Origin of the sequence: Agrobacterium cavarae, assembly GCF_004310285.1 — a bacterium.
Classification (GTDB): domain Bacteria; phylum Pseudomonadota; class Alphaproteobacteria; order Rhizobiales; family Rhizobiaceae; genus Agrobacterium; species Agrobacterium cavarae.
Genome location: NZ_SISF01000029.1, coordinates 119,218 through 143,222 on the forward strand (window position 1 = coordinate 119,218; position 24,005 = coordinate 143,222).

Here is a 24,005-nt window from a genome sequence, read left to right on the forward strand (position 1 = left end):
TGGGAGGATTTTTATGACCGTTGTGCCCATAACCTCAGCTGACCTCGATGCTGCCGAGGTCTCCTGGTTTTCGGCGCTCTGCTCCGATGACTATGAGTTTCTTGGCGTGCCAGATGGCCGCCTGCGCTCCAGCTGGGATCATTGCTCTTCCATCGTCAAAAAGGCCGAAGAGCTTGGCTTTCGCAACATTCTTTGCCCGTCTTCTTATCAGGTAGGCCAGGATACGCTGAGTTTCGTTGCCGGTTGTGCGCCGATCACTGAGGAGATCAACTTCCTCGCCGCAATCCGCTGTGGCGAGATGCAGCCCATCATGCTGGCGCGCACCGTCGCGACGCTTGATCACATGCTGAAAGGTCGCTTGACGCTGAACGTCATCAGTTCGGATTTTCCAGGCGAAGTCGCCGACAGTGCCTATCGCTACAAGCGCAGCCACGAGGTGGTCGAAATCCTGCGTCAGGCTTGGACGCGTGATGAAATCAATCACGATGGCGAAGTCTACCAGTTCAAGAATGTCACGACCGAGCCCGCGCGCCCTTATCAGCAGAATGGTGGACCGCTGCTCTATTTCGGGGGCTATTCGCCGGATGCACTGGAACTCTGCGGTGCCCAATGCGACGTTTACCTGATGTGGCCTGAGGTGAAGGAACAACTGGCCGAGCGCATGCGCGCCGTGCATGCACGTGCCGAAGCCCATGGCCGCACGCTGGATTACGGTCTGCGCGTTCATATGATCGTCCGCGACACGGAAGCCGAAGCACAGGAATACGCCGAACATCTCGTCTCGAAGCTCGATGACGAATATGGACGTCAGATCCGTGCCCGCGCGCATGACAGCATCTCGCTCGGCGTTGCCCATCAGGCAAAGGCGCGCGAACAGGCTGACCAGTTCGGCTACACCGAGCCCAATCTTTGGACCGGTGTCGGGCGCGCCCGTTCGGGATGTGGTGCGGCACTTGTCGGTTCCACCGATCAGGTCCTGACGAAGCTTGAGGAATATCAGAAGATGGGCATTCGCGCCTTCATCTTCTCCGGTTATCCGCATCTTGACGAGGCCGAGCATTTTGGCCGTAAGGTTCTACCGCAAATGAAGACCTGCTCGTTGCCGCATGTACGTGGACGCGTTCCGGCACAAACCCCTGCAACACCTCTTGGCAATGGAGAGCGCCACTAATGCAACGCATCGATATCACATCCGGGCTTTCCTTCAGCCGCATCGTTTACGGCATGTGGCGGATCGGCGATGATGCCGACACCTCGCCGCGCCACGTGCAGGCGAAGATCGAGGCCTGCCTGGAACAGGGCATCACCACCATGGATCAGGCCGATATTTATGGCGGCTATACAGCGGAAGCCATTCTGGGCAATGGGCTTAGAGAGGCGCCATCGCTGCGCGACAAAATCGAAATCGTGACGAAATGCGGCATCGTTGCTCCCGCCGGCCGCCATGCGGCTGCCCGCGTCAAGCATTACGATACGGGTGCGAAGCACATCAATGCGTCCGTCGAAGCCTCGCTGCGCGACATGAATACAGATCGTATCGATCTGCTCCTGATCCACCGTCCGGATCCGATGATGGATCCGGAAGAGACTGGTGAGACGCTGGATTCGCTGGTGGCCTCCGGCAAGGTCAGGAGTGTCGGCGTATCAAACTTCCGACCTTGGGATTTTTCGCTATTGCAATCCAACATGACGGAAGAGCTGGTCACCAACCAGATCGAGATCAGCCTTGCTGAAACCTCTGCCTTCATCAATGGCGATCTCGCCTATCTGCAGGAGCGCGCCCTTCCTGTCATGGCCTGGTCTCCTCTGGGCGGTGGGTCGCTGATGGGCAAGGATGGTCCATTGTCCGACGCGCTGGAGCGTATCGCCCAGGAGAATAATGTCGATGCGGCCGCCGTTGTCGTCGCCTGGCTTCTGGCCCATCCGGCGAAGATCCTGCCGGTGATGGGAACCAACAATCTGGCCCGTATCGCTTCCATTTCGGATGCCGAAAAGGTCGAAATGGACCGCCAGACATGGTTCGAACTCTATACGCTGGCAAACGGTCGTGAGGTGCCCTGATGACATCGATGAGCAGTGTGAACACGCAGAACGAGCATCTCTTCGTTCCGGACGCGACGACCGCGCGAAGCTTTCGCAATGCGCTTGGAAACTTTCCAACGGGTGTGACGGTGGTGACGGCCGATACGGCCAACGGGCCGCTTGGCATGACGGTCAACAGCTTCTCGTCCGTGTCACTGGACCCGCCACTGGTGCTCTGGTCTCCAGCAAAGACCTCAACCCGCCACGACTTTTTCATCGGCGCGACAAACTTCGCCATCCATGTTTTGGACGCCGAACAGGACGCTCTTTGCTCGCGCTTTACCCGCGGCGGCCGTGGCTTTGAGGAACTGGACTGGGAGCGAAATTCAGAAGGCGTGCCGATCATTCCGGGGACATTGAGCCGCTTCGAATGTGCCCAGGCGTCAGTTCACGATGCGGGCGACCACTCCATCATCATCGGTCGCGTCCTTCGTGCCGCCCACCGTGAAGGCGACCCCTTGTGCTTCGCACGCGGCGCCTTCGGACGTTTCACCGTCAACGCACAATAACTTACGCGCTCAGCCCTGAAACAGCGCCAAAACCGCCGAGATCACCGTCGCGCCGCCAATCGGCGCGACGAGCGCCAACACGGCGTTGAAGGCCAATACCCAAATCAGAACTTTCTGCTCGCGCTCGGAAAGCTGCCGATACTCCGGTTTCCGCGGAGGCGGTTCGGGTTGCTGTCGATAGTAGCCTTCCACATCACGATACATGCCGTTTCCCTCGCATCGTATTCATATCTATACTACCAAAGGCTCGGTCTGGATCACAAGATGGACCGACAAATCGAAGATCTCTGAGGCGCGCCCCTCTTTGTTGTCGATGCACAAACTGGTGCATGAAAACCATACGCTTGTCGGATGGTAAGCGGCGCTTGCGGCGCCACTCACCTTGCCTATTCGTGGCCTAGAACAGGTCTTGAGGAATGGGAAGACGGTCGTTTTTCGGCGCAGGTCCGAGCTTTGACGTTGGTAGGCGCACGGGCCTTGCCCATTCCCGCCGCGCGTCTTCCGAGAGAACGAGGCCGTGGCCGGGGCGATTGGGCGCGTAAGCATAGCCATCGCGAATTTCGATCGGCGTTTCCACCAGATGGTCGTAGTTCTGGAAGGAGTATTCCAGCCATTCCACTTCAGGCAGAGCTGCCGCCATATGAATGCCGACTTCCAGGAACGTGTTGCCAAGGCTGACGGGTATGCCCATTTCGGCGGCGAGCCAGCCGATACGCATGACATCCGTGACCTGGCCATGAACATTCAGAAGGTCGGTACCGTGGTTCTCCAGAAGGATGCGCTTTCCCGGCATGTCGAGATACTCGCCGCTGTTGATTTGAGTCCAGTTGACGGCGTGGCGTAACGTCCGCAGCCCCTCAAAGTCATGACGCAAAATCGGGTCTTCGACCCAAAGAAGATCGTGGCCCGCATCTCGAATGGCTGTCAATTTGACCAGCGCCTCTTTTGAATTCCAGGCTTCGTTGGGATCGATCATGACCAGCGACCCGGCCGGCACCGATTCCCGCAAAAGCTCCAGTCGTCTCAAGTCCCGCTGAAAGTCCGGGTGGCCGACCTTGATCTTGAAGGCTGTGTATCCAATGCTGGCCGCATAGGAGAATAGAGCGCGGAAGGCTTCGTCGCTGAGGTGAAAATCAAGTCCGCTTGCATAGGCGCGAACGCGGTCTCGTCTGCTTCCAAGAAGCTGGTGAAGCGGTAGGCCCGCTTCTTTTGCTGCAAGGTCCCAAAGAGCAACCTGCAACGCCTCGTGGAATGGTAAGGAAAAGGCGCGCTGATTTCCGCCACGAGGTCTATTGACGCGATGCACGAGACCTATGGCCTTTTGCCCCTTAATCATCGGCCAAACTTCGGTTTCGAAAACCGTCTCAATCTCTGCCTGATCGGGCAGGGGATAAAACAACGACTGAATGAACCCCAGTCCGACCTCACCGCTTTCGGAGACCAGTTCCAGAGCGGCGACATTGGTATCGTCGATGCGAACCTGACTATCGCCAATTACTCTGTCGCGGGCAAACTGAAATCGCGTTATACGGAATTGAGAAATAGACATGATGCGCTCTTTGATCGTTTAATGACATACACTGATCTATCAGAAGGAAAACTTTTGTCATCATGAAAAACATGCCGGAGCGAAGAAGTGCGAGTTTGAACGTAGCGGCGTCGGGTGCTCCGCGCCTGAGCGATGTCGCTTATGAGCGTATCCTCGAAAGCCTGTTCGAACGAAGGGTGCCGGTAGGGGCGTTCATTTCGCAAAATGAACTATGTGCGATCGTTGATGTGCCGGTCGCCCCGCTGCGTGACGCGCTGCGGGTGCTGGAGACGGAAGGCATTCTGACAATCCATCCCCGGTCTGGCATCCAGTTCATCCGGCCTGGACTTGAATTGACACGCTCCACCTATCAATTCCGATCAATCGTAGAGCGCGCCGCCGTACGGGTCTTTGCCGAGGAGGGGGATGAAAATGTCACAAACGCCCTGGAAGTCCGGCATTCCAGGCTTTTGCGCCGTGTCGAACGCGACGGAATAGGGCCGGAGCAGATTCAGGAGATGGATGCGCTGGAAATGGAATTGCATGGCCAAATCATCCAGGCGTTGCGCAATCCGTTGATCGAGAGCGCGTATCGACGCATGCACAATTATCTCAGATTGCTGCGTCTGGAGCGAAAGGTCACGCCACCCATCATGACCCGAACGCTCAAGGAGCATCTCGATATTCTCGAGGCTTGCGGCACGAGAAATCCCGACGCTGCGGAGAAGGCTCTTTATGCCCATTTCCAGGCAGCCATGCAGCGTAACCTCGGCTTGGTCTGATTTGCCATCGCGAAATAAGGGCGGTGGGAACTGTCCCGTGTTGCTTACCTCAAAGAAGGGTGCTAGGTTCGACTGATAGATCAGAAAGGGAGTCTGATCTTTTGGGAGGTTTTCATGCAACTTAGCAAACGCGAATTCTTGGCCGCGAGCGCGGCGCTGGCTCTGGCCGCAGGCCTGCGTAACGCCAACGCCGCCACGTCCATCAGCTACTGGCATCATTTCGCCAGTCAGTCGGAGATGGCAGGGCTGGCCAAAATCATTCAACTCTTTGCATCAGCACATCCGGATGTGTCGGTCACGCAGGAGAACATCCCCAATTCCGAATACATGGCGAAAGTGTCTTCGGCGGTTGTTGCCGGCGGCCGACCGGACACCGGCATGGTGATCGCCGAACGTATTGCCGATTTGACGGCGATGGACGCCCTCGTCGATATTTCCGAGCGCGTCAATACGTGGGATGGTAAAGCCAATCTCCCAGACAACCGCTGGGCGGGCATGTCGCATGATGGCGCAATTTACGCGGTTCCGGCCTATGCATTTGTTGACTGGATGTATTACCGCAAGGACTATTTTGAGGAGGCGGGCATTGCCGGTCCTCCGAAGACCTTCGAGGAATTTCTGACGGTTAGCCGCAAGCTGACGGACCCTTCCAAGAACCGCTATGCATTCGGTATGCGCGGTGGTGCGGGTGCCTTCAAATACGTCATCGACGTGATGGAGGCCTTCGGCTCGCCTATCGTCAAGAACGGTCAGGCGGCCATTGACAAGCCGGCGGCCGTGGAGGCAATCACCTTCTATGCCGATCTGTTCCGTAAGGAAAAAGTCGCGCCGCCAAGTGCGCCGAACGATAGCTACCGCCAGATCATGGAAGGTTTTAGAACCGGTCAGACGGCGATGATCTGGCATCATACGGGCTCGCTGATCGAGATTTCGACCGCTCTTAAGCCCGGCGTTCAGTTCAGCACGGCGCCCATGCCATCGGGGCCGAAGGCGCACATAGCGCGCGTAGCCTATGCGGGCAACGGCATCTTCAAGGAAGACAATATCGAGGCCGCGTGGAAGTGGATCAGTTTCTGGGGTCAGACCGACGCGGCAATCGCCCTTCTTGAAGCCACCGGCTATTTTCCCGCATCCACAGCAGCGCTGAAGGATGAGCGAATAACAGGCAATCCGATCTATGGCGCAGCAACACAGACGCTTGATTTCGGCCGCCTGCCGAACGGTTTCGTGGGTGCTGCGGGATGGTCTGAGAACGTCGTCAATCCCACCTTCCAGGCGGTTCTGACGGGGCAACTGGAGCCAGGTGAGGCTGTCGATCGCATGATAGAAGGGCTTGAAGCCGCCCTTCGCTAATCGCCTTCAGGCGCGGGACGTCCAAGCGTACCGCGCGCCAAGCAGGGACGGCGTCCAAGCCGCATGTTCATGACCCCACAATCCAAACGCCCGTTTCTCAGCGGCCTCGGAGAAATCTCGGAGACGCGATACTGGGTGTATCTTCTTTTGCTCCCGAGCCTTCTGTTACTCTTTCTCGTCGTCGCCTATCCGACGATTTATGGCTTCTTCATCAGTGTGCGCGAGATGCGTCTGACACGACCAGGCCTTAACGGCTGGGTGGGGATGAAGCACTATGTTGCGATGATGTCGGACCGCGTTTTCTGGATTTCGCTGAAGAATACGGCGATCTGGGTGGTCGCAGCGGTGACAATCGAAATGGCTCTGGGCTTCGTTGCAGCCCTCGCGTTGAACCGCAACCTGCCGGGAACGAAGATTTTCGGCATCCTCATTCTTCTCCCCTATTTTCTTCCCAATGTTGTTGCCGGACATATGTGGGCGCTGCTTCTCGACCCGCGTCTTGGTGTCATCAACGATATTCTGGTCCGGCTCGGTATTTTGAGCACCTATAAGGCGTGGTTTGCAGATCCAAATACCGCATTGGCCGCAACGATCCTCGTCGAGGCCTGGCACGGTTTCCCGTTCTTCGCGCTTCTCTTTCTCGCCGGCCTCAAAGGTATTCCGGAAGACTTGTACAAGGCGGCCGCCGTGGACGGCGCAGGCGCTTTTACCAAGTTCAGATTGATCACAGTGCCGATGTTGAAGACGGTCATCACAGCTGCCGTGATCCTGCGTGTTATCAGCCTCGTGAACTCGCCTGATCTTCTGCTGGTTCTGACCGGAGGAGGTCCTGGCAACTCCACGCAAGTCCTTTCGCTCTACGCTTTCCAGACAGCGTATCGCGACTTCAATTTTGGCTATGCGGGTGCTCTGTCCGTGGTGATGTTCTTCATCCTCATGGTCTTCGCAATGATTTACATCCGCCTGGCGCGCATTACGAAGGAATGAGCGATGTTTAAAAGCAAACGCCAACGGCGCGTGGCGGGCGACATTCTGACCTATGTCGTTTTGTTTACCCTGGCAGGGTTTTGCCTTGGGCCGATGGTCTGGATGTTCCTGACGTCTTTGAAGCCGGAGGCCGATATCGTTACCTCTGAGATGCAGTATATTCCTCGGCACGTCACATTCGAAAACTACGTGGCGATCTGGACCCAGTCGAATTTTCCAGTGCTGATTACCAACAGCTTGATCGTCACCACCATTACGGTCGCGATCTGTGTCGTGGCGGGAACGCTCGCGGCCTATGCCTTCGCGCGCCTCACCTTCCGCGGGCGCAACAACATCATGCTGGGATATCTGCTGGTCCGCATGTTTCCCGCAGTCATGATGATTATTCCGCTTTACGTCATGATGAGGACGGTGGGGTTGGTCGATAGCAGGTTTGGCCTGGCGCTGGCCTATACGAGCTTCCTGCTGCCGCTGTTTGTCTGGATGCTGAAAGGCTTCTTCGATGCCGCGCCCAAGGAGCTTGAAAGCGCAGCACGTATCGATGGTTCGACCCGTCTTGGCGCCATGGTCCGCATCGTTCTGCCGCTGGCGCGAAACGGCCTTGTCGCAAGTTCGGTCTTCATCGCCATCGCCGCGTGGAATGAATTCATCTTCGCGTTGATGCTGACCACGGGCCAGGGGTCTCGAACCTGGCCTGTCGGCCTTCAATTGATGGTTGGGGAATTCCAATTGCCCTGGGGCGTTCTGGCCGCGGGCGGCATTCTCAGCATTCTTCCCGTCATGCTCCTCTTTGCAATCGTTCAGCGCGCAATGGTTCAAGGCCTGACGGCCGGGGCCATCAAGGGCTAAAGGAACAGTTTCATGGCAACACTTTCCCTCAACAACGTCCGCAAATCCTACGGTGCACTCGAAGTTCTGCATGGCATAGATATCGAGCTGGAGGATGGTGGATTTCTGGTGCTTCTTGGCCCGTCCGGCTGCGGCAAATCCACCTTGCTCAACATCATTGCCGGACTTGACGAAACCTCCAGCGGTGACATCGCCATAGGCGGGCAATCGGTCTCCGACCTGCCGCCCAAGGACCGTAACATCGCTATGGTCTTTCAGTCCTATGCGCTCTATCCCACCATGTCGGTGGAGCGGAATATCGGCTTTGGTCTGGAGATGCGCGGAACACCGGCAGATCAGCGACGTGAAGCGGTGACACGTGCGGCAGAGATGCTGCAGGTCAGCCACCTCCTAGACCGCAAGCCCGCCAATCTCTCAGGCGGCCAGCGCCAACGTGTAGCAATGGGCCGCGCCATCGTCCGCGATCCGGATTTGTTCCTGTTCGACGAGCCGCTCTCCAACCTCGACGCGAAGCTTAGGGTCGAGATGAGAACCGAAATCAAACGGCTCCATGAGCGATTGGGAACGAGCATCGTCTACGTGACCCACGACCAGATCGAAGCCATGACGCTCGCGACAAAAGTGGCGGTCATGAAAGGTGGACATATCCAGCAACTGGCAGATCCGCGGGCGATCTATGAGCGGCCTGCCAATATGTTCGTTGCTGGGTTCATTGGCTCGCCAGCCATGAACTTCATCAATGGTCGCCTGGTAAAGCATGGCTCAGGCTGGCGGTTCGAGGCGCAAGGCGTTGCGCTTGATTTGGGTCCCACCGATAGCCATTGGTCTGAGAAAGACGTCATTCTCGGTGTGCGACCCGAAGAGTTCAAGATTGCGCGCGGCGATGAGACGGCACCATTTTCCGGCAGGATCGATGTGGTGGAACCGACTGGACCGGATACGATGCTGACCGCCCTGATTGGTGATCAGACGGTTGTTGCGCGTGTAGAGCCCCGCTTTTCAGGGAAGCGAGGAGACGGCATTCGCTTTGCCGTTGACGTTGCAAGTGTCAATCTTTTCGATCCGCAGACACAGCTGAGACTGGATTGGCGATGATGGCACTGTCACAACGGTTTACAGCTATTCGGTAGCTGGCCGAACCGCTTGTTGGAGGAGTTGAAAAAACTGCTCGGAATTGAAGCAGCAACTCAATGAAACGTGGGTCACGCTGTTTGTGTCGGGGCTCTGATAGTATGCCATCATTGCACTACAGCGTTCCGACAGCCAGGATTTGCCACGCTATTGCGAGCGCTGGGGCGGCAAGAATAATAGTCGTTTGAGAGAATGGGGCGCCTCTCTGCACTATTATTTCACCTAAATATCGGTTCGATGCTGCAATCCAGAAGCCGCGGGTCGATGCCGGTCTCCATCTCGGCGAACATGGAATCGACGAAACCGATCAGCGTGTCGGTGGCAGAAAGAGCCGCCTCAAGATGTCGATTGGCGACTGCATTCAGTACCGATAGATGACAGTCGATGGTGGTTGAAAGATCGGCCCTTCCGCCCGTGACGGTGTGATGAATAAAACCGATGCGGCGATAGAGCGTGTGAAGCGGTCGCAGCGTGTGCTCAAGAAACGGTTCATTGGCGGCAGCGAGTAATAGCTGATCGATCCGGCGGTCCAGCATGTTGAAATCGGTAAGCGTGATCTTATCGCGGCGTTCGCGCAAAGCATGTTCGATATGGAGCATCTGGTTACGGTGGGAGAGACTGGCACGGTCGATAGCCAGCGTTACAACGAAGCGTTCCATGTCGCGACGCAGCTTTAGAAGCAGGCGTTCCCGCGCAAGATCGATGGGTGTTACCCTGAGACCGTGACGGGGCAGGACCGTCAGAAGCGTATCGGTTGCCAATCGACTGACAGCGTTGTGAACGGGCGTTCGTCCCAAACCGGTCGAAATCTGCAATTCCTGCAATGTGAGTTGCTGGCCTGGCCTCAATTCGCAATTGATCAGCAGCGCCTCGATTCTCTCATAGGCCAGTTCGAAGAAATTAATCCGGTTGGCCCGCTTCGGCTTCGTGTCTTCCGTGACGAGAGAGGGCTTTGTTTTCTTCTGTGCCATTTTCGTTTCCTCCAGCCGAGGCGATGAATATCTTATACTCTTTGGCTTTAAACATGTTGTGATATTTTACCAGTGGCATTGCAAATGTTGGCGAGAGGCGGCTTGGAGGTTCGCCACGGCATCCTGCTGATGATCGTGGAACGATGTCGTCGGGAGGAATGCATGAAGATTACGTCTATCGAGACACTACGAACGGAAGAGTTTGCCAATGTTCTTTGGGTCCGCGTCCATACCGATGCCGGACTGATCGGTCTCGGCGAAACCTTTTACGGCGCGGGCTCGGTCGAGGCGCATATTCACGACGTGCTTGCAGGCCGGCTGTTGGGGCGTGACCCACTGCGGATCGAGGCCCACGCGCGCGAGCTCGTGAATCTGCCGATGGCGCAGGCGTCAACCGGTGCGGAGTATCGTGCTGCCTCGGCGATCGACCTTGCGCTTTGGGATATCTTCGGGAAGCTCTGCGACCAGCCGGTCCACCAGATGTTGGGTGGCCTCTGCCATGATCGCGTCCCTGTCTACAATACCTGCGCGGGTTACGGCTATGTTCGTTCCAACAAGATCAAGCCGGTCGATACCTGGAATTTCCGCGACAATTCAGAGGGTCCGTATGAAGACCTCAAGGGCTTCATGACGAATGCGGGGGCGCTCGCAGAAAATCTGCTGGAGCAGGGTATTTCGGCGATGAAGATCTGGCCTTTCGATCCAGCCGCGATCGAGAATGACGGACGCTATATTACGGCCGAGCAGTTACGCGCCGCCATCAAGCCATTCGAGCAGATCCGCAAGCAGGTCGGCGACCGGATGCAGATCATGGTGGAGTTTCATAGTCTGTGGAACCTGCCGACCATCAAGAAGATCGCCCGTGAACTGGAAGCCTTCGACCCGACGTGGTACGAAGATCCGATCCGGATGAATTCGGTCTCGGCACTCTCGGAGCTTGCGGCGTCGACGAGCGTTCCGATCTGCGCTTCCGAAACACTCGGTTCGCGCTTTCCGTACAAGGATATGCTGGAGTCAGGCGCCATCGGCATTGTCATGACCGATCTGGTCTGGACCGGCGGTCTGACCGAAGGCCGCAAGATAGCCTCACTCGCGGATACCTACCACCGCCCTTACGCTCCGCATGACTGCACGGGGCCAGTGGCCTATGCGGCCGCCGTTCACTCGTCCTTCTCGCAGACAAACACGATGATCCAGGAATCGGTCCGCGCATTTTATACTGGTTGGTATAAAGAGCTTGTCACCCACGTCCCTGTGATCGAAAACGGCTTTGTACTGCCCATGGAGGGGCCGGGCCTCGGCACAGACCTGCTGCCGCAGGTTTACGAACGCTCGGACCTTACGGTTCGCCGAAGCACGCTTTGAGGAGGAAACGATGAGCAACCATTCCATGTTCGATCTGACCGGTCGCACCGCTCTCGTGACCGGCTCGTCGCGGGGCCTTGGTCGCGCCATGGCGGAGGGTCTGGCCGTTGCCGGCGCCCGCATCCTCATCAACGGAACGAACCCGTCTCGCGTGGCAGAGACTGTCGCGGAGTTGCGGAGCGCAGGCCATGAAGCAGAGGCTGTGTCCTTCAACGTGACGTCTGAAGAAGAGGTGAAAGCGGCCTTCGAAAATCTGGACGCGGCGGGGACAGCCGTCGATATTCTCATCAACAATGCCGGCATCCAATATCGCAAGCCAATGGTTGAGCTGGACACCGCCGATTGGCAGCGGGTGATCGACACCAACCTCACAAGCGCCTTCGTCATCGGTCGCGAAGCAGCAAAGCGTATGATCGGGCGCGGATATGGCAAGATTGTCAATATCGGCTCGCTGACCAGCGAACTCGCCCGTGCGACTGTTGCGCCCTACACAGTGGCCAAGGGTGGCATCAAGATGCTGACGCGGGCCATGGCAGCGGAGTGGGCGCAGCATGGCATTCAGGCCAATGCCATCGGTCCCGGCTACATGCTGACCGACATGAATCAGGCGCTGATCGATAATCCCGAATTCGACGCCTGGGTGAAGGGTCGCACGCCATCGAAGCGCTGGGGCAAGCCGGAGGAACTGATCGGCACGGCAGTCTTCCTGTCCTCCGCAGCCTCGGACTACGTCAACGGTCAGATCATCTATGTCGATGGCGGCATGCTGGCTGTGCTGTAGCGAATGAAAGTGCTCACGGTCTATAGCTGATCAAAAGGCTTTCCAGCCATGGGTGCTGTTTTGGTAAAGAGCAGATCCTGGTGTTGCCATTGCTCCTCGAAATCGGCGATGGAACGCGCGCTCATCTCCGGGTTGAGCGCGCCCAATTCTGCAGAGATGGCCTCCGCAAGCCCGATGCCCGGAACGACGGTTGCGTAGAAAGACGTGCTCTCTGCCGGTGCCAGCAGCAGATAATCGGCATTTTTTGCCAGTGCGTCCACGGCTGCGTCGGTGATCACGCAGGTGGTTGCGCCCTTGGCCTTGGCCTGAGCGGCAGCCCTGATCGCGGAATTATAGAGGCGCCAAAAGGTGAAGATGATGACGACATCGTTTTCCTTCACATCGCCCAAAGCATTGGCGATCATCACCCCGTCGGTTGCCAGTTCCATGCGATAGCCGCAGAGCGTGGCGTGGTGTGCGAGGATGTTGGCAATCGATGCGAAACTGCCCGATCCAAGAACGATTCGGCGTTTTGCCCCTGCAATAAGTTTTGCAATCTCCTTGACGGAGTTGCGGTCGGTACGCCGGCGTAGAGCCGTCAGTTGCTCCATCTGCCGATTCATGGCCGCGTCGAACGGGCGCTCATTGCCGGTCTCCTGCTGATGGACGACGCTGACCTCAGGTGCCGAAAGCTTGCTCATGAAGCGTGTACGGATTTCCTGCCGCAGCTCAGGCCATCCTGAAAAACCAAGGCTTTGCGCGGTTCTGGTGATCGTCGCGACGTTGACGTCGGCCTTTTGCGCGAGTTCGGCAGCGGATGCAAAAGAGGCGTGCCGTGGATCGTTGATGACGGCTTGCACGACTTCATGCGCGGCTGGCGTCAGAGAAAATTTCTCATCGAGATGACGCAGCCAGTCTTCAAGCGTGCCTGCAAAATCACCTGCAGCGTTTTTTGCATATTGCATTCACAAATCTTCCTGTGCAAAAAATGTTGCGCGACGAAACGACGCGCACACCATCCGCAAAGCGGCGGAGGTGACACACTATAATGATGGGGACTGCGAATGTATAATACTGCTGCAAGACTGGAGAGGCTGCCCGTCGGGCGCTTTCAATACAAGCTGCTGATGATGGGCGGGCTGGGCTACATGTTCGAGGCCTGGGACGCGGGCATCATCGCGTTTCTGCTTCCCGCGCTTCGGGCGCAGTGGCAACTGACCAGCCTTCAGGTCGGCTATCTCGCCAGCAGCACCTATGTCGGCTTCCTCATCGGCGCGCTCATTGCCGGGGCGATCGGCGACCGTTATGGCCGCAAGAACGTCATGCTCTGGGCACTCGTGCTCTTCTGCCTGGCGAGTCTCGGTGGCGCTGCCGTCAATGACTGGCACCAGTTCTTCGCGCTGCGTGTCGTTGGTGGTATCGGCATGGGGGCCGAAGCAGCGATCATCGCGCCGTTCCTTTCGGAATTTGTCGGCGCAAAGTATCGTGGCCGCTTCACGGCCTCGCTCGCAGCCTTCTTCTCCTTCGGTTTCGTCATCTCCGCGGTTCTCGGATATCTGCTTGTGCCTGCCTCCGACGACGGATGGCGTTATGCGTTGATCGTCACCGCCATGCCCGTCGTGGTGGTTTTGTGGTGGCGCCGTGGCTTGACGGAATCTCCGCGTTGGCTGGAGAGCCAGGGTCGCCATCAGGAAGCAAATGACATCGTCACCGGCATCGAAAAGCAATACGAGGCCCGCGGCGTCGTTCTGCCCGCGCCGGAACCGACTGCGCAGGTCTCTGCAACGCCGAATACCTCGCTGATGGCAAATTTTAAAACGCTGCTGTCGCCGCGCTTTCTGCGCATCACCATCATGACCTGGCTCCTCTGGGTGTCGGTGACCTTCAGTATTTACGCCTTCATGACATGGATCCCGAGCCTGCTTGTCGAGCGCGGCATGACCATGACGAAAAGCTTCTCTTTCTCGATCCTGATCTATGCGGCGCAAATCCCAGGTTACTTCACAGCCGCCTGGTTCTGCGAGAAGATTGGCCGTCCCTATACCATCGTGCTCTATATGGCGCTCGCAGCTGTTTCGGCTCTCTCGCTTGCTTTCGCTACCGGTGACACGCAGGTTATCGCACTTGCCATGACGCTCTCCTTTTTCATCAATGGCGTTGCAGCCGGAGAATACGCCTATACGCCGGAGGTTTTCCCGACACGCATTCGTGCGACCGGCGTCGGTACGGCCTCGGCAATTGGCCGCATCGGCGGGATTGCCGCACCGATCCTCGTGGGTGCTGTCTATCCGATCGGCGGTTTCGCTGGTGTGTTCGGCATGACGACCGTCATCCTGTTCATCGGCGCCACGTCCGTTCTCTTCCTCGGCATTCCGACAAAGAACCGGTCGCTCGAGGAGATCGAAGCGGAAGAATTTGCCGCGCGCTGACATCCAGGCCCATCAGGGAGCGGCAACTGCTGCTCCCTTATCAGCAAAAAGGATCGACACATGCACAATGAGATCAGCCTTTACGAAGCCATGAAGCAGCCCGATCAGCCGGCACCCTTCTTCCAGGCTCTCGATCAGCTGTTGCAGCGCGAGATCGGGCACGTCCTCTTTACCCTGTTGGCGGTCGATGGGGGGGAGGTCGTTCGCATCTACTCCTCAGACCCCGAGCATTATCCGGTGTCCGGCCGCAAGCCTATGACCGACACGCCCTGGGGCCGCCATGTCATTGGTCAACATAAAAGCTTTCTCGCCAAGGATATGGACGGCATCAAATGGGCCTTCTTCGATCATGAGCTCATCGCAAGTCTTGGTGGCGGCACGCAGATCAATGTGCCCGTCGTCTTCGACGGGGCCTGCATCGGAACGATCAATCTCACCCATCGCGCCGGTGTTTATGACGAACGCCATCTCGGCCGCGCCGAGGCTTTGGCACCGTGGTTGGTGCCTTACTTCCTGCTTGCCGCCAAACAAAGTTGAATCTTGGCGTGCGCCTTTAAAAACATCGACTGAAAGTGAATGCCATGAGTTCAATTCTTCTCAAAAACGCCCGCATCGTTGATGGATCGCAGGGCGAACCGACCGCTCCAACGGATGTGCTCATCCGTGACGATCTGATCGTTGACGTGGGCAAGTCGATCTCGGAGACTGCCGACAGGGTGGTTGATCTGGATGGCAAGATCCTGATGCCAGGACTGATTGATGGGCATGTGCATGTCATCGCCACCAAGCTCGATCTGGGGGCGAATGCCGATCTGCCCAACTCTCTTGTGGCGCTCCGCTCAGCCAACATCATGAAGGCAATGCTGATGCGCGGCTTCACCACGGTCCGTGACCTTGGCGGTGCCGATCACGGTCTGGTCGAAGCGCTTCAGGAAGGGACGATTATCGGCCCGCGGTTGATCATCTGTGGCAAGGCGCTGTCGCAAACCGGTGGCCATACCGATTACCGTGGCCGGTTCAATCGCCGTTCCGTCGAGCATTATCCCGATCAACTGGGTGCGCTCGGTCGAATTTGTGATGGCGTCGACGCCGTTCGCCAGGCATGTCGTGAGGAGGTCAAGGGCGGCGCGCAGTTCATCAAGCTCATGGCCAATGGTGGCGTATCGTCGCCGACCGATCCGATTGCCAATCTCGGCTTTTCGAGAGAAGAGGTGCTCGCAGCCGTCGAAGAAGCGGAAAATGCGCAGACTTACGTGGCCGCGCATCTTTATACCGATGCCGCCATCCGCCGCGCGATCGAGTGCGGCGTCAAGTCGATCGAGCATGGCAACCTGATCACGCCGGCAACCGCGCAGCTTGCCAAGGAACGCGGTGCCTTCGTCGTGCCGACCAACATCGTCTATGGCCGCCTGGCAAAGGACGGCGCTTCGCTCGGCCTGCCGCCAGTCTCTGTCGCCAAGATCGAGGACGTGCGCAGCGCCGGTTTCGAGGCGCTGAAAGTGCTCCACAAGGCAGGCGTGACCATGGTTTATGGTACGGATTTGCTGGGTGAGATGCATGAGCACCAGTCGGAGGAATTCGTTCTTCGCGGGCAGCATCTACCGGCCGCAGATGTGATCCGTTCCGCAACGCTGGATGCGGCCAAGGCATTTGGCTTTGAAGGCAAACTGGGAACCGTGGCCCCGGGGGCTTATGCCGATCTGATCGTCGTGGACGGCAATCCTCTCGAGGATCTCTCGGTTTTGACGGGGCAGGGCAAGCACATGCCTTACATCATCAAGGGCGGTGAATTCGTCAAGCAGAGCTGAAGCTGGAAGAGGGGCGGGGTGTGTTAGGTTTCACTCCGCCGTTTCCCGCCACCTTTTGGCGTAGGTGTCCAGATCCGCAATCCTTTCGGTCACCAGCTCGACAGGAACATTCGATTTCGTGCCGGTCAGAAAGCTGGCGCCAAGCGATGTGCCTGTATGAGAGGCGGAGGCATACACGTCTCTACCGGACAGGGTGGAGAGCGCTGCCCGGAAGACTTTATTGGCGGCAAACGGGCCTTCCACCACGATCGGCCCGCGTGATCCGATCAGGTCGAGGCAGGTCATGGTCATCAAGGCCTGGTAGAGGCTGGCAGCCGCGCGCCGGCCTTCATCCGTTTGCGGCTCGTTGCGCCAGCCGCCCGTGGCGCCGGGAAACGGGCCAGTGCCGCTGACGACGCTTGGCAGCAGCATCTGGCCTTTGGCTATGACATCTTCTACCGCGATCCATTCCGGGTCCGGCGCTACCTGCTCCAGACCCTTGGTAATGATTTCCCATTCTCGGCCGCCCATGTAACGGGCGGAAGGCACGGGTTTGCCGAATGCGTCGACATTGACCAAGGTGTCGCGGTTCTCATCAAGATCGTCCGCCTGTCCGCCTGCGGCAAAGCACACGACCCACGTGCCGGTCGATACGACCGTGCAAGGAAGGCCAAAGCCGACGAGGTGCGGGAGCAATGACGCATTGGAATCATGGATCCCGCAATAGACAGGAACGGGTGCAGCGAGGCCGAGTTGCCGCGTGATGGTCGGTGTCGTTTGTCCCAGAACGTCGAAGGCAGAGCGGATGGGCGCCATGAGATCGGCGATACCGAGACGCGCAACCAGGCTTGAATAGTCGCCTTCAAAGGGGCGCCACAGATCCGTGTGGCAGCCGAGAGAGGTGGCCTCATTCGCGGCGATACCGGTTAAGCGGTGCGCCCAATATTGCGGGTAGGTCAGGATGGTCGAGACGGAGGCGAACGCCTCGGGAAAGCACGCACGCTGATAATGGAGTTGCGCACCGAGATTAAGTCCACCCGTCAGGCGTGGCGAAAAAGTCTCTGCAAACTCCGGGCGCATTGCCTCGTAGGCGTCGATGATCTGATCCGGGAATGTGAACTCGTAATCGAGAACAGGCATCGCCAACTCGCCCGACGCATTCAGGAGTGCTGCACTTGCGCCATGTGTGGTGATCGAGATTGCCTGATAGCCCGGCCCATTGTTGAGCCCGGCAAGCCCTTCCTGAATGAACCGCCACAGCGCATCCGTATCATAATGCGGATAGGGTGCGCCGCTTACGACCCTGTTGGCAATCTTGCGTGAGGCCAATTCGTTGCCGCTCTCAGCATCGACAACGATCAGTTTGGCATGTGTCTTGCCGATATCGATGACGGCAACGGTCCGGATCGGCTTGCTCATGGGAGATGAAAGACGGTGATGAGATCGGTTGCCACGGGGGAATGATCCGGGTTGCTCTCCATGATATCGGCCATATGCGTCCACCATTTCTTCATCACGGGATGATCGGGCAGCGCCGCCATGCCGTGATCTTTCGGACGCGTGAGGACGCCGAAGAGTGTGTTGGTCTCAGGATCGAGGTGGATCGAGTAGTCGGTCACGCCGGCCTCGTGCAGCAGGTCGACGAGCTCCGGCCAAATCTCGTCGTGGCGCTTCTTGTACTCCGCTTGCTTGCCCGCAAAGAGCTTCATTTTGAAAGCGTGTTTTTCAAGCTCTGGCATGATTTACCTCATCGCTTTCAGGCGGCGCACGACGATTGGAATGGCAATGGTGATGATCAGCAGAAGGCCGACAAAGATCGACATGACGATGCCCGGAACGTTGAGAAGACCAAGACCGAAAGTGACGAGCCCCATGACGAAAGCGGCAATCACCACGCCGCCGATCGTGCCCGAGCCGCCCAGGATCGACACACCGCCGAGAACGACCATGGTCACGACCTCCAGCTCCCACCCTTGAGCGATCGACGGGCGCGTGGAGCCGAGCCGCGAGGTGAGGCATACGGCGGCGATGCCGCTCATCAGGCCCGTGAGGAGGAACAGGATGAACTTCACGCGCTCCACGGGCACGCCCGAAAAACGGGCGGCAAATGGATTGTTGCCGATGACATAGACCTGTCGTCCAAAATTCGTCGCATGCAGCAGAATCGCGAAGACGATCGCCATCATCACGAAGAGAACGAATTCGAAGGAGATCACCCAGAAGACATAGCCCTGGCCGAAATAGGCGAAGTCCGCCGGATATTTGCCATAGGCCTGGTCGCCCAGCACCATATAGGAAATACCGCGAAACAGGCTCATCGTGCCGATCGTGACGACAATGGAAGGGAGCTTCAGCCCTGCGACGAGAAAGCCGTTGAAAGCGCCGCAGGCAAGACCGACGCTAATACCGATCGCCACAAGTCCGGGCGTTCCCACCCCCATCTGCACCGCGTAACCCATGGCGGTCGAGGCGAGCGCGATGATGGCTGCAACCGAAAGGTCGATTTCACCGGCGATGATCAGAAGCGCCATGGCAAAGGCGATCATCGCCTTTTCGGTGAAGTTGAAGCTGGCGTCAGAGAGGTTCCAGGCGTCGAGAAAGTAGGGTGAGGCCAGCGAGTTGGCGATGAAGATCAGGATTGCGACGCCAAGCAGCAGCACTTCCCAGCTTGCCATGACGCGGCGGAAAGGCGTGCCGAGCTTGTCCGGAATGATGCGAGGTGACGCCAGCGGTTGGGTTTGATCGATGCTCATGCCGCAGCCTCCTTGCTCTGTTCTGTGGCGGCTCTGTCACGCAGGATGATGCGCCCTTTGCGCGCTTCTGCTCGCGCGTTGAAGACGACGGCCAATACGATGACGATGCCGGAGATCGCCATCTGCGCGAATGGAGAGATCCCGATCACCGGAAGCGCGTTCTTGATGACGCCGAGGAAGATCGCGCCAAGGACGGCGCCGAGCACCGATCCGATGCCTCCCGCAATCGAGATGCCGCCGATGACATTTGCCGCGACACTATCCAGCTCGAACCCTTGAGCGATATCCACATAGGCGACGGCGTAACGCGACACCCATAGATAGCTTGCAAGACCGGCAAGCGCGCCGGAGAGGACGAAGGCGAGGAAGCGCGTGTGGCCGACATCGATGCCGGCATAGATCGCAGCACTCGGGTTGCCGCCGGAAGCATAGGCCGAACGACCAAAGGCGGTTCGCTTGAGAATGATCCATGCAGCGACGATGACAAGGACCGCCACCCAGGACAGAACCGGCATGCCGAGGATGGACGTGCGGGGCACGTTGAGAAATGTCGGAGACATCTGGTGCGCGTTGACCCAAGCGCCGCCCGACAGAACGAAGGCCATGCCGCGATAGATGGTGAGCGTACCGAGTGTCACCACGATTGAGGGAAGCCCAAGCCACCACACGAGAATACCGTTGATCGAACCGAGCAGCGCACCAATTCCAACTGCCATTGCGACGAGGAGGGGAAGCGGCACGCCGGGGAACGCGGCATTGGTCATTGCTACTGCCATTCCGGTAAAGGCGAGATTGGCTGCGACCGAGAGGTCGATCGACTTGGTGAGGATGACCGTCATCTGTCCCAGCGCCAGAATGATCAGGATCGACGTATCATTGAAGATGTTCACGAGATTGGCAGGGCGCTCAAAGCCCGGCGAGCGTAACGAGAAGCCGATGATGAGAAGAATGATGATGCCAGCCAGCAGCCATTCGCGGTTTTTCAGAAGTGTCTTCATGCGCATTTCCTCTCACGCATTTCCGGTGGCGGCGCGCACCAGCTTTTCCGGCGAGAACTCCGCCCGCTCGAACCGGCCTGCCACCAACCCTTCGCGCATCACGATCGCGCGGTCGGACATGCCGAGAATTTCCGGCAGTTCGGATGAGATCATGATGATGGACAGACCTTCCGCCGCCAGTTCACTGATGAAACCATGGACCGCGGCTTTCGAGCCGATATCGATACCCTTTGTCGGCTCGTCCAGAATGATAACCCGCGGCTTTGTCGCCAGCCACTTACCGATCACGACCTTCTGCTGGTTGCCGCCAGACAGCGTTCCAACGGGCACGGAAAGTGCCGCCGCACGAAGATCAAGGCGCGTTGCATATGTGCGCGCCAATGCGAATTCGTTGGCGGCTTTCAGGAAACCCTTGCGCGATGTGTGGGAGAGAGAGGGCAGGGACATGTTCTGGTAGATGGGCATTTCCAGCGCCAGACCATGACGCCCCCGCTCTTCCGGCACATAGGCGATCCCGGCCCGAATTGCGTCTTCCGGTGAACGGATCGTTACCGCTTTGCCGTTCAGCGTCAGTGTTCCGGATGCGGGACGGGTCATGCCGAAGAGGGACTGGCAAAACTCCGACCGTCCGGCGCCGATCAGACCATAGAGCCCAAGAATTTCGCCCTGTCGCAAATCGAAGGAGATGCCGCGAAACTCCGTCTCGTGGCAGTAATCCTGCACCGACAGCACGGTGCCGCCAATGTTCACGGCCTGCTTGGGGAACGCGTCCTTCACATCGCGGCCAACCATCAACCGGACAATCTCGTCCTGGGGCGTCGCAGTCAGCTTGCCCGCGCCGACCATGCGTCCGTCGCGAAAGACGGCATAATTCTCCGCAATTTCATAGACTTCGTCGAACTTGTGGCTGATGAACAGGATCGCCTTGCCCTGCCGCTTCAGGTTTTCGACGATGCGGAAAAGATCGTCGATTTCCTTGCGTGATAAGGCTGCCGTCGGCTCGTCCATGATGACGATGCGCGCCTCGACCGAAAGTGCACGGGCAATCGCGACCAGATGGCGCTGTGCAATGGAGAGATCCTTCAGCCGAATTGTGGGGTCTATCTTGCTTTCCAGCCGCTCCAACAGGGCGCGGGATTTCTCGTTGATCGTCTTCCAATCGATCAGCCCGAAGCGACCCTTCGGCGCATGCCCGAGAAAGATGTTCTCGCCAACCGAAAGCTCATCGAACAGAACGGTTTCCTGATAAATGGCGGTGACGCCTGCATCGATTGCATCCTGCGCGCTTTGAAAATGAACCGGTGTGCCGTCCAGCAGGATTTCACCCTCATTGGGGCGATAGATACCGGTCAGGATTTTTACCAGCGTGGATTTACCCGCGCCATTTTCCCCGATGAGGGCCGTCACCTGGCCGGAATAGAGCTGGATGTCGACATTATCCAGTGCCTTCACGCCTGGAAAAATCTGACTGATGCCGCGCATTTCCAGAACGGGGTTCAAGCGGTCCTCTTGCCTTGCGTAAAGCGCCGCCGTTTCGGTCATTGTCTCTACCGCCATTTTTCTTACGAACCTGCGTGCTCTTTATCGAGCAGAAGAAGGAAAGCCTTCACTCGACGGCATCCTGATGCATTTGCCGATGAAACATCCGGCAAGCATGATCGATGCTTGGTTCAAGCTCGAGGATGACGTCGACTGAGGGAATGTTGGAAACATCTCCCGGCGGATGTTGTCGCCGGGAGATGAAGTCAAAGATCAGAAAATCTTGGAGAACTGATCGATGTTCTTCGCGTCATAGACGAACGGATCGGCCATTGCGGCTTCACTGTTTTCGCCGACCTTGATCTTGCCCATGCGGCCGGCTTCGATTTCAGAGCCAGGCTTGCCGTCGGCATCACCCTTGACAAGGTGGTAGGCGATCTGGGTCGCAGAATAGCCTAGGTCGATTGGGTTCCAGATGGCGAATTCCTTCGTCGCACCCGACTTGATGGCGCCGGCCATCTCGGACGGAAGGCCAAGGCCCGTGACATAGACCTGGCCGATCTTGCCAGCATCCTTGACAGCCTGAGACGCCGCCAGGACGCCAACTGTCGTCGGGGCAACGATCACCTTGACGTTCGGCTGGGAGGTCAGGAGACCTTGCGCTTCACGATAGCTCTTGTCGGCCAAGTCGTCGCCGTAGACGGTGGTGACCAGATTGAGGCCGGGGAAATCCTTCAGCTGCTTCTTCATCTCCTCGATCCAGATGTTCTGGTTAGTGGAGGTGGTTGTGGCCGAAAGGATGGCGAAGTCACCCTTGCCGCCTTCGAGATGATCAGCGGCAAGCTGCAGGCACATTTTGCCGATCAGCGCGTTGGAGGAGGGGTTGAGCTGCAGAATGCGGCCTTCCGGTGCGACACCCGAATCCCAGGAAATAACCTTGATGCCGCGCTGCGCGGCCTTCTTGAGTGCCGGAACCACGGCGTCCGGATCGTTTGCCGAGATCGCAATCGCATCGACGCCTTGGGCGATCAGCGAATTGATGACTTCGATCTGGCCTTCTGCGGTTGTCGTTGTCGGGCCGGTATAGATGATCTCGACGCCGCCAAGTTCCTTGGCTGCTTCCTGCGCACCCTTGTTGGCAGCCTCGAAGAAGCCATTGCCGAGCGACTTGACCACGAGCGCGATTTTCATGTCTTTCGCCTGGGCGACGCTGCCGATACCGGCAACACCAAGCGCTACACCGAGCGCAAGCGCGCGGGTGAGTTTTCTGCGTGTAAGTTTCATTCCCTTTTCCTCCCGTTAAAACCTTCCCTTCGGCGCTCCTCAAGCAACCGAAGCGGAATCCTCCTCTGTCGGCGGTTTGTCCTCCGCCTGCGCGGCCGCCGCTCCGGCGATGACCAGCGTCACTCCCGCGGCCTCCACCATGCGTGCGGCCTCGTCTGAAATGTCTTCGTCGGTGATGATCGTCGAAACCGTATCCAGGGGTGTCAGGATAAGGCTGGAGCGTTTGCGAAACTTGGAGGAGTCGACCATGACGATCAGCTCCTCTGCCTGCCGCATCAGCTTCTGTTCGCTCTGGATCACCATTGCGTCGGATTCCATGATGCCAAGCGCGCCCACTCCCTGTGCTCCGATGAAGATGCGCCGCGCATAGAAATTGCGGATCGCGTCATTTTCGAAGGGAGACAGGATGAGGCTCTGGTCGCGATAGATCGCGCCACCGGGTACGCTGACATTGCATTTCGAGTGCTTCACCAGATGCTCAGCAATGGCGAAAGAGTTGGTCATTACCTGCAGACGCCGGGCCGACATGAAATGCACCATCTGGAAGGTGGTCGTACCGCCATTGATAATGATGGCGTCACCTTCCTCGCACAAATCGACGGCCTTGCGTGCAATTGCGCGTTTCTTATCGATATTGACAGATTCCGAGACGCGAAAGGGACGTGCGGCCAGGTTGCCGAGCTGTGGCGGATGCACCGCCTCGGCTCCGCCGCGCACACGGCGCAGTTTTCCCTGGACGTGAAGAGATGCGATATCACGCCTGATCGTTGCCTCGGACGCATCGGTCAGTTCGGCAATGTCCTGCACCGTCACCACAGGCTTTTCCTGAATGGCGCTCAAGATGATGCGATGGCGTTCGCTCTCGTACATGGGGTCCTCCTGACCGCAATCTTTCGTAAACTTCGATTGTTGTCAATCAAGTTCGATCAAAAATATCAATGTTGCGGCGCACAATGAA

Annotated in this window: 24 protein-coding genes; 13 read left to right on the forward strand and 11 right to left on the reverse strand. The window is 57.9% G+C overall.

The genetic code is table 11. The annotated features are described in order from the left end of the window. The first annotated feature begins 13 nt into the window (after nucleotides 1–13). Genes EYC79_RS10665 through EYC79_RS10675 form a run of 3 tightly spaced genes read left to right on the forward strand, consistent with a single transcriptional unit; the run spans nucleotide 14 to nucleotide 2,591 of the window. Complete coding sequence (locus EYC79_RS10665) at nucleotides 14–1,171, forward strand: LLM class flavin-dependent oxidoreductase (protein ID WP_130977960.1); 1,158 nt, start codon at nucleotides 14–16, stop codon at nucleotides 1,169–1,171. Continuing rightward, nucleotides 1,171–2,061 (forward strand): aldo/keto reductase, encoded by an 891-nt coding sequence (locus EYC79_RS10670; RefSeq protein WP_130977961.1) that lies wholly within the window; start codon nucleotides 1,171–1,173, stop codon nucleotides 2,059–2,061. Before EYC79_RS10665 ends, EYC79_RS10670 begins: the two co-directional genes overlap by 1 nt. Beyond that, a complete protein-coding gene (locus EYC79_RS10675) occupies nucleotides 2,061–2,591 on the forward strand; it encodes a flavin reductase family protein (protein WP_130977962.1) in 531 nt (176 codons plus the stop codon). Before EYC79_RS10670 ends, EYC79_RS10675 begins: the two co-directional genes overlap by 1 nt. Nucleotides 2,592–2,600: 9 nt before the next feature. On the opposite strand, the gene EYC79_RS10680 is transcribed toward EYC79_RS10675, so the two are convergent. Then, nucleotides 2,601–2,795, reverse strand: coding sequence for a hypothetical protein (locus EYC79_RS10680; RefSeq protein WP_130977963.1), 195 nt, complete (start codon nucleotides 2,793–2,795; stop codon nucleotides 2,601–2,603). Nucleotides 2,796–2,988: 193 nt separating this feature from the next. Continuing rightward, entirely contained in the window at nucleotides 2,989–4,140 is a 1,152-nt protein-coding gene (locus tag EYC79_RS10685; RefSeq protein WP_130977964.1) for a mandelate racemase/muconate lactonizing enzyme family protein, read from the reverse strand. Between the two features lie 95 nt (nucleotides 4,141–4,235). On the opposite strand from EYC79_RS10685, the gene EYC79_RS10690 reads away from it, so the two are divergent. The 5 genes from EYC79_RS10690 to EYC79_RS10710 all read left to right on the forward strand — a co-directional run bounded on the left by EYC79_RS10690 (nucleotide 4,236) and on the right by EYC79_RS10710 (nucleotide 9,185). Continuing rightward, on the forward strand, nucleotides 4,236–4,901 hold the full coding sequence (locus EYC79_RS10690; RefSeq protein WP_245495257.1) for a GntR family transcriptional regulator: 666 nt from the start codon (nucleotides 4,236–4,238) through the stop codon (nucleotides 4,899–4,901). 114 nt (nucleotides 4,902–5,015) lie between these two features. Next, nucleotides 5,016–6,254, forward strand: coding sequence for an ABC transporter substrate-binding protein (locus tag EYC79_RS10695; RefSeq protein WP_130977965.1), 1,239 nt, complete (start codon nucleotides 5,016–5,018; stop codon nucleotides 6,252–6,254). Between the two features lie 69 nt (nucleotides 6,255–6,323). Continuing rightward, nucleotides 6,324–7,241 (forward strand): carbohydrate ABC transporter permease, encoded by a 918-nt coding sequence (locus tag EYC79_RS10700; protein WP_130977966.1) that lies wholly within the window; start codon nucleotides 6,324–6,326, stop codon nucleotides 7,239–7,241. Nucleotides 7,242–7,244: 3 nt separating this feature from the next. Next, a complete protein-coding gene (locus tag EYC79_RS10705) occupies nucleotides 7,245–8,090 on the forward strand; it encodes a carbohydrate ABC transporter permease (RefSeq protein ID WP_130977967.1) in 846 nt (281 codons plus the stop codon). Between the two features lie 12 nt (nucleotides 8,091–8,102). Then, entirely contained in the window at nucleotides 8,103–9,185 is a 1,083-nt protein-coding gene (locus EYC79_RS10710) for an ABC transporter ATP-binding protein (RefSeq protein WP_130977968.1), read from the forward strand. A gap of 254 nt (nucleotides 9,186–9,439) precedes the next feature. Here the strand turns inward: EYC79_RS10710 and EYC79_RS10715 are convergent, their stop codons facing one another. Then, nucleotides 9,440–10,192: a GntR family transcriptional regulator gene (locus EYC79_RS10715; RefSeq protein ID WP_130977969.1), complete on the reverse strand. Its 753-nt coding sequence runs from the start codon at nucleotides 10,190–10,192 to the stop codon at nucleotides 9,440–9,442. A gap of 162 nt (nucleotides 10,193–10,354) precedes the next feature. Between EYC79_RS10715 and EYC79_RS10720 the strand changes: the two genes are divergently transcribed. Further along, nucleotides 10,355–11,557 (forward strand): mandelate racemase/muconate lactonizing enzyme family protein, encoded by a 1,203-nt coding sequence (locus tag EYC79_RS10720; protein WP_130977970.1) that lies wholly within the window; start codon nucleotides 10,355–10,357, stop codon nucleotides 11,555–11,557. A 10-nt stretch (nucleotides 11,558–11,567) separates the two neighbouring features. Continuing rightward, a complete protein-coding gene (locus tag EYC79_RS10725; protein ID WP_130977971.1) occupies nucleotides 11,568–12,338 on the forward strand; it encodes an SDR family oxidoreductase in 771 nt (256 codons plus the stop codon). A 20-nt stretch (nucleotides 12,339–12,358) separates the two neighbouring features. Here EYC79_RS10725 and EYC79_RS10730 read toward each other — a convergent pair whose 3' ends face one another. After that, nucleotides 12,359–13,282, reverse strand: a complete 924-nt coding sequence (locus EYC79_RS10730) for a MurR/RpiR family transcriptional regulator (protein WP_062597977.1) — start codon at nucleotides 13,280–13,282, stop codon at nucleotides 12,359–12,361. 99 nt (nucleotides 13,283–13,381) lie between these two features. Here EYC79_RS10730 and EYC79_RS10735 point away from each other — a divergent pair, with 99 nt between their 5' ends. The 3 genes from EYC79_RS10735 to EYC79_RS10745 are packed head-to-tail and all read left to right on the forward strand — an operon-like array spanning nucleotide 13,382 to nucleotide 16,554. Further along, nucleotides 13,382–14,746, forward strand: coding sequence for an MFS transporter (locus EYC79_RS10735; protein WP_112520389.1), 1,365 nt, complete (start codon nucleotides 13,382–13,384; stop codon nucleotides 14,744–14,746). A gap of 60 nt (nucleotides 14,747–14,806) precedes the next feature. Then, nucleotides 14,807–15,283, forward strand: a complete 477-nt coding sequence (locus EYC79_RS10740) for a GAF domain-containing protein (RefSeq protein WP_112956838.1) — start codon at nucleotides 14,807–14,809, stop codon at nucleotides 15,281–15,283. Between the two features lie 44 nt (nucleotides 15,284–15,327). Further along, nucleotides 15,328–16,554, forward strand: coding sequence for a metal-dependent hydrolase family protein (locus tag EYC79_RS10745; RefSeq protein ID WP_112956837.1), 1,227 nt, complete (start codon nucleotides 15,328–15,330; stop codon nucleotides 16,552–16,554). A 30-nt stretch (nucleotides 16,555–16,584) separates the two neighbouring features. On the opposite strand, the gene EYC79_RS10750 is transcribed toward EYC79_RS10745, so the two are convergent. From EYC79_RS10750 to EYC79_RS10780, 7 genes are all read right to left on the reverse strand, one after another. Beyond that, entirely contained in the window at nucleotides 16,585–17,952 is a 1,368-nt protein-coding gene (locus EYC79_RS10750; protein WP_112956836.1) for an FGGY-family carbohydrate kinase, read from the reverse strand. Further along, entirely contained in the window at nucleotides 17,949–18,272 is a 324-nt protein-coding gene (rhaM, locus tag EYC79_RS10755; protein ID WP_112956835.1) for an L-rhamnose mutarotase, read from the reverse strand. Before rhaM ends, EYC79_RS10750 begins: the two co-directional genes overlap by 4 nt. Before the next feature lie 3 nt (nucleotides 18,273–18,275). After that, nucleotides 18,276–19,286 (reverse strand): ABC transporter permease, encoded by a 1,011-nt coding sequence (locus EYC79_RS10760; protein ID WP_112956834.1) that lies wholly within the window; start codon nucleotides 19,284–19,286, stop codon nucleotides 18,276–18,278. Further along, nucleotides 19,283–20,284, reverse strand: coding sequence for an ABC transporter permease (locus EYC79_RS10765; protein ID WP_112956894.1), 1,002 nt, complete (start codon nucleotides 20,282–20,284; stop codon nucleotides 19,283–19,285). Before EYC79_RS10765 ends, EYC79_RS10760 begins: the two co-directional genes overlap by 4 nt. A 12-nt stretch (nucleotides 20,285–20,296) precedes the next feature. Continuing rightward, complete coding sequence (locus EYC79_RS10770) at nucleotides 20,297–21,826, reverse strand: sugar ABC transporter ATP-binding protein (protein WP_130978088.1); 1,530 nt, start codon at nucleotides 21,824–21,826, stop codon at nucleotides 20,297–20,299. 210 nt (nucleotides 21,827–22,036) lie between these two features. After that, complete coding sequence (rhaS, locus tag EYC79_RS10775) at nucleotides 22,037–23,047, reverse strand: rhamnose ABC transporter substrate-binding protein (protein WP_062442274.1); 1,011 nt, start codon at nucleotides 23,045–23,047, stop codon at nucleotides 22,037–22,039. Nucleotides 23,048–23,086: 39 nt separating this feature from the next. Next, a complete protein-coding gene (locus EYC79_RS10780; protein ID WP_062426724.1) occupies nucleotides 23,087–23,917 on the reverse strand; it encodes a DeoR/GlpR family DNA-binding transcription regulator in 831 nt (276 codons plus the stop codon). Nucleotides 23,918–24,005: the final 88 nt, after the last annotated feature.

Bases quoted from the DNA above. Each gene is read 5' to 3' on its own strand.
- EYC79_RS10665 (WP_130977960.1), top strand. From the start codon at position 14: ATGACCGTTGTGCCCATAACCTCAGCTGACCTCGATGCTGCCGAGGTC.
- EYC79_RS10670 (WP_130977961.1), top strand. From the start codon at position 1,171: ATGCAACGCATCGATATCACATCCGGGCTTTCCTTCAGCCGCATCGTT.
- EYC79_RS10675 (WP_130977962.1), top strand. From the start codon at position 2,061: ATGACATCGATGAGCAGTGTGAACACGCAGAACGAGCATCTCTTCGTT.
- EYC79_RS10680 (WP_130977963.1), bottom strand. From the start codon at position 2,795: ATGTATCGTGATGTGGAAGGCTACTATCGACAGCAACCCGAACCGCCT.
- EYC79_RS10685 (WP_130977964.1), bottom strand. From the start codon at position 4,140: ATGTCTATTTCTCAATTCCGTATAACGCGATTTCAGTTTGCCCGCGAC.
- EYC79_RS10695 (WP_130977965.1), top strand. From the start codon at position 5,016: ATGCAACTTAGCAAACGCGAATTCTTGGCCGCGAGCGCGGCGCTGGCT.
- EYC79_RS10700 (WP_130977966.1), top strand. From the start codon at position 6,324: ATGACCCCACAATCCAAACGCCCGTTTCTCAGCGGCCTCGGAGAAATC.
- EYC79_RS10705 (WP_130977967.1), top strand. From the start codon at position 7,245: ATGTTTAAAAGCAAACGCCAACGGCGCGTGGCGGGCGACATTCTGACC.
- EYC79_RS10710 (WP_130977968.1), top strand. From the start codon at position 8,103: ATGGCAACACTTTCCCTCAACAACGTCCGCAAATCCTACGGTGCACTC.
- EYC79_RS10715 (WP_130977969.1), bottom strand. From the start codon at position 10,192: ATGGCACAGAAGAAAACAAAGCCCTCTCTCGTCACGGAAGACACGAAG.
- EYC79_RS10720 (WP_130977970.1), top strand. From the start codon at position 10,355: ATGAAGATTACGTCTATCGAGACACTACGAACGGAAGAGTTTGCCAAT.
- EYC79_RS10725 (WP_130977971.1), top strand. From the start codon at position 11,568: ATGAGCAACCATTCCATGTTCGATCTGACCGGTCGCACCGCTCTCGTG.
- EYC79_RS10730 (WP_062597977.1), bottom strand. From the start codon at position 13,282: ATGCAATATGCAAAAAACGCTGCAGGTGATTTTGCAGGCACGCTTGAA.
- EYC79_RS10735 (WP_112520389.1), top strand. From the start codon at position 13,382: ATGTATAATACTGCTGCAAGACTGGAGAGGCTGCCCGTCGGGCGCTTT.
- EYC79_RS10740 (WP_112956838.1), top strand. From the start codon at position 14,807: ATGCACAATGAGATCAGCCTTTACGAAGCCATGAAGCAGCCCGATCAG.
- EYC79_RS10745 (WP_112956837.1), top strand. From the start codon at position 15,328: ATGAGTTCAATTCTTCTCAAAAACGCCCGCATCGTTGATGGATCGCAG.
- EYC79_RS10750 (WP_112956836.1), bottom strand. From the start codon at position 17,952: ATGAGCAAGCCGATCCGGACCGTTGCCGTCATCGATATCGGCAAGACA.
- rhaM (WP_112956835.1), bottom strand. From the start codon at position 18,272: ATGCCAGAGCTTGAAAAACACGCTTTCAAAATGAAGCTCTTTGCGGGC.
- EYC79_RS10760 (WP_112956834.1), bottom strand. From the start codon at position 19,286: ATGAGCATCGATCAAACCCAACCGCTGGCGTCACCTCGCATCATTCCG.
- EYC79_RS10765 (WP_112956894.1), bottom strand. From the start codon at position 20,284: ATGAAGACACTTCTGAAAAACCGCGAATGGCTGCTGGCTGGCATCATC.
- EYC79_RS10770 (WP_130978088.1), bottom strand. From the start codon at position 21,826: ATGACCGAAACGGCGGCGCTTTACGCAAGGCAAGAGGACCGCTTGAAC.
- rhaS (WP_062442274.1), bottom strand. From the start codon at position 23,047: ATGAAACTTACACGCAGAAAACTCACCCGCGCGCTTGCGCTCGGTGTA.
- EYC79_RS10780 (WP_062426724.1), bottom strand. From the start codon at position 23,917: ATGTACGAGAGCGAACGCCATCGCATCATCTTGAGCGCCATTCAGGAA.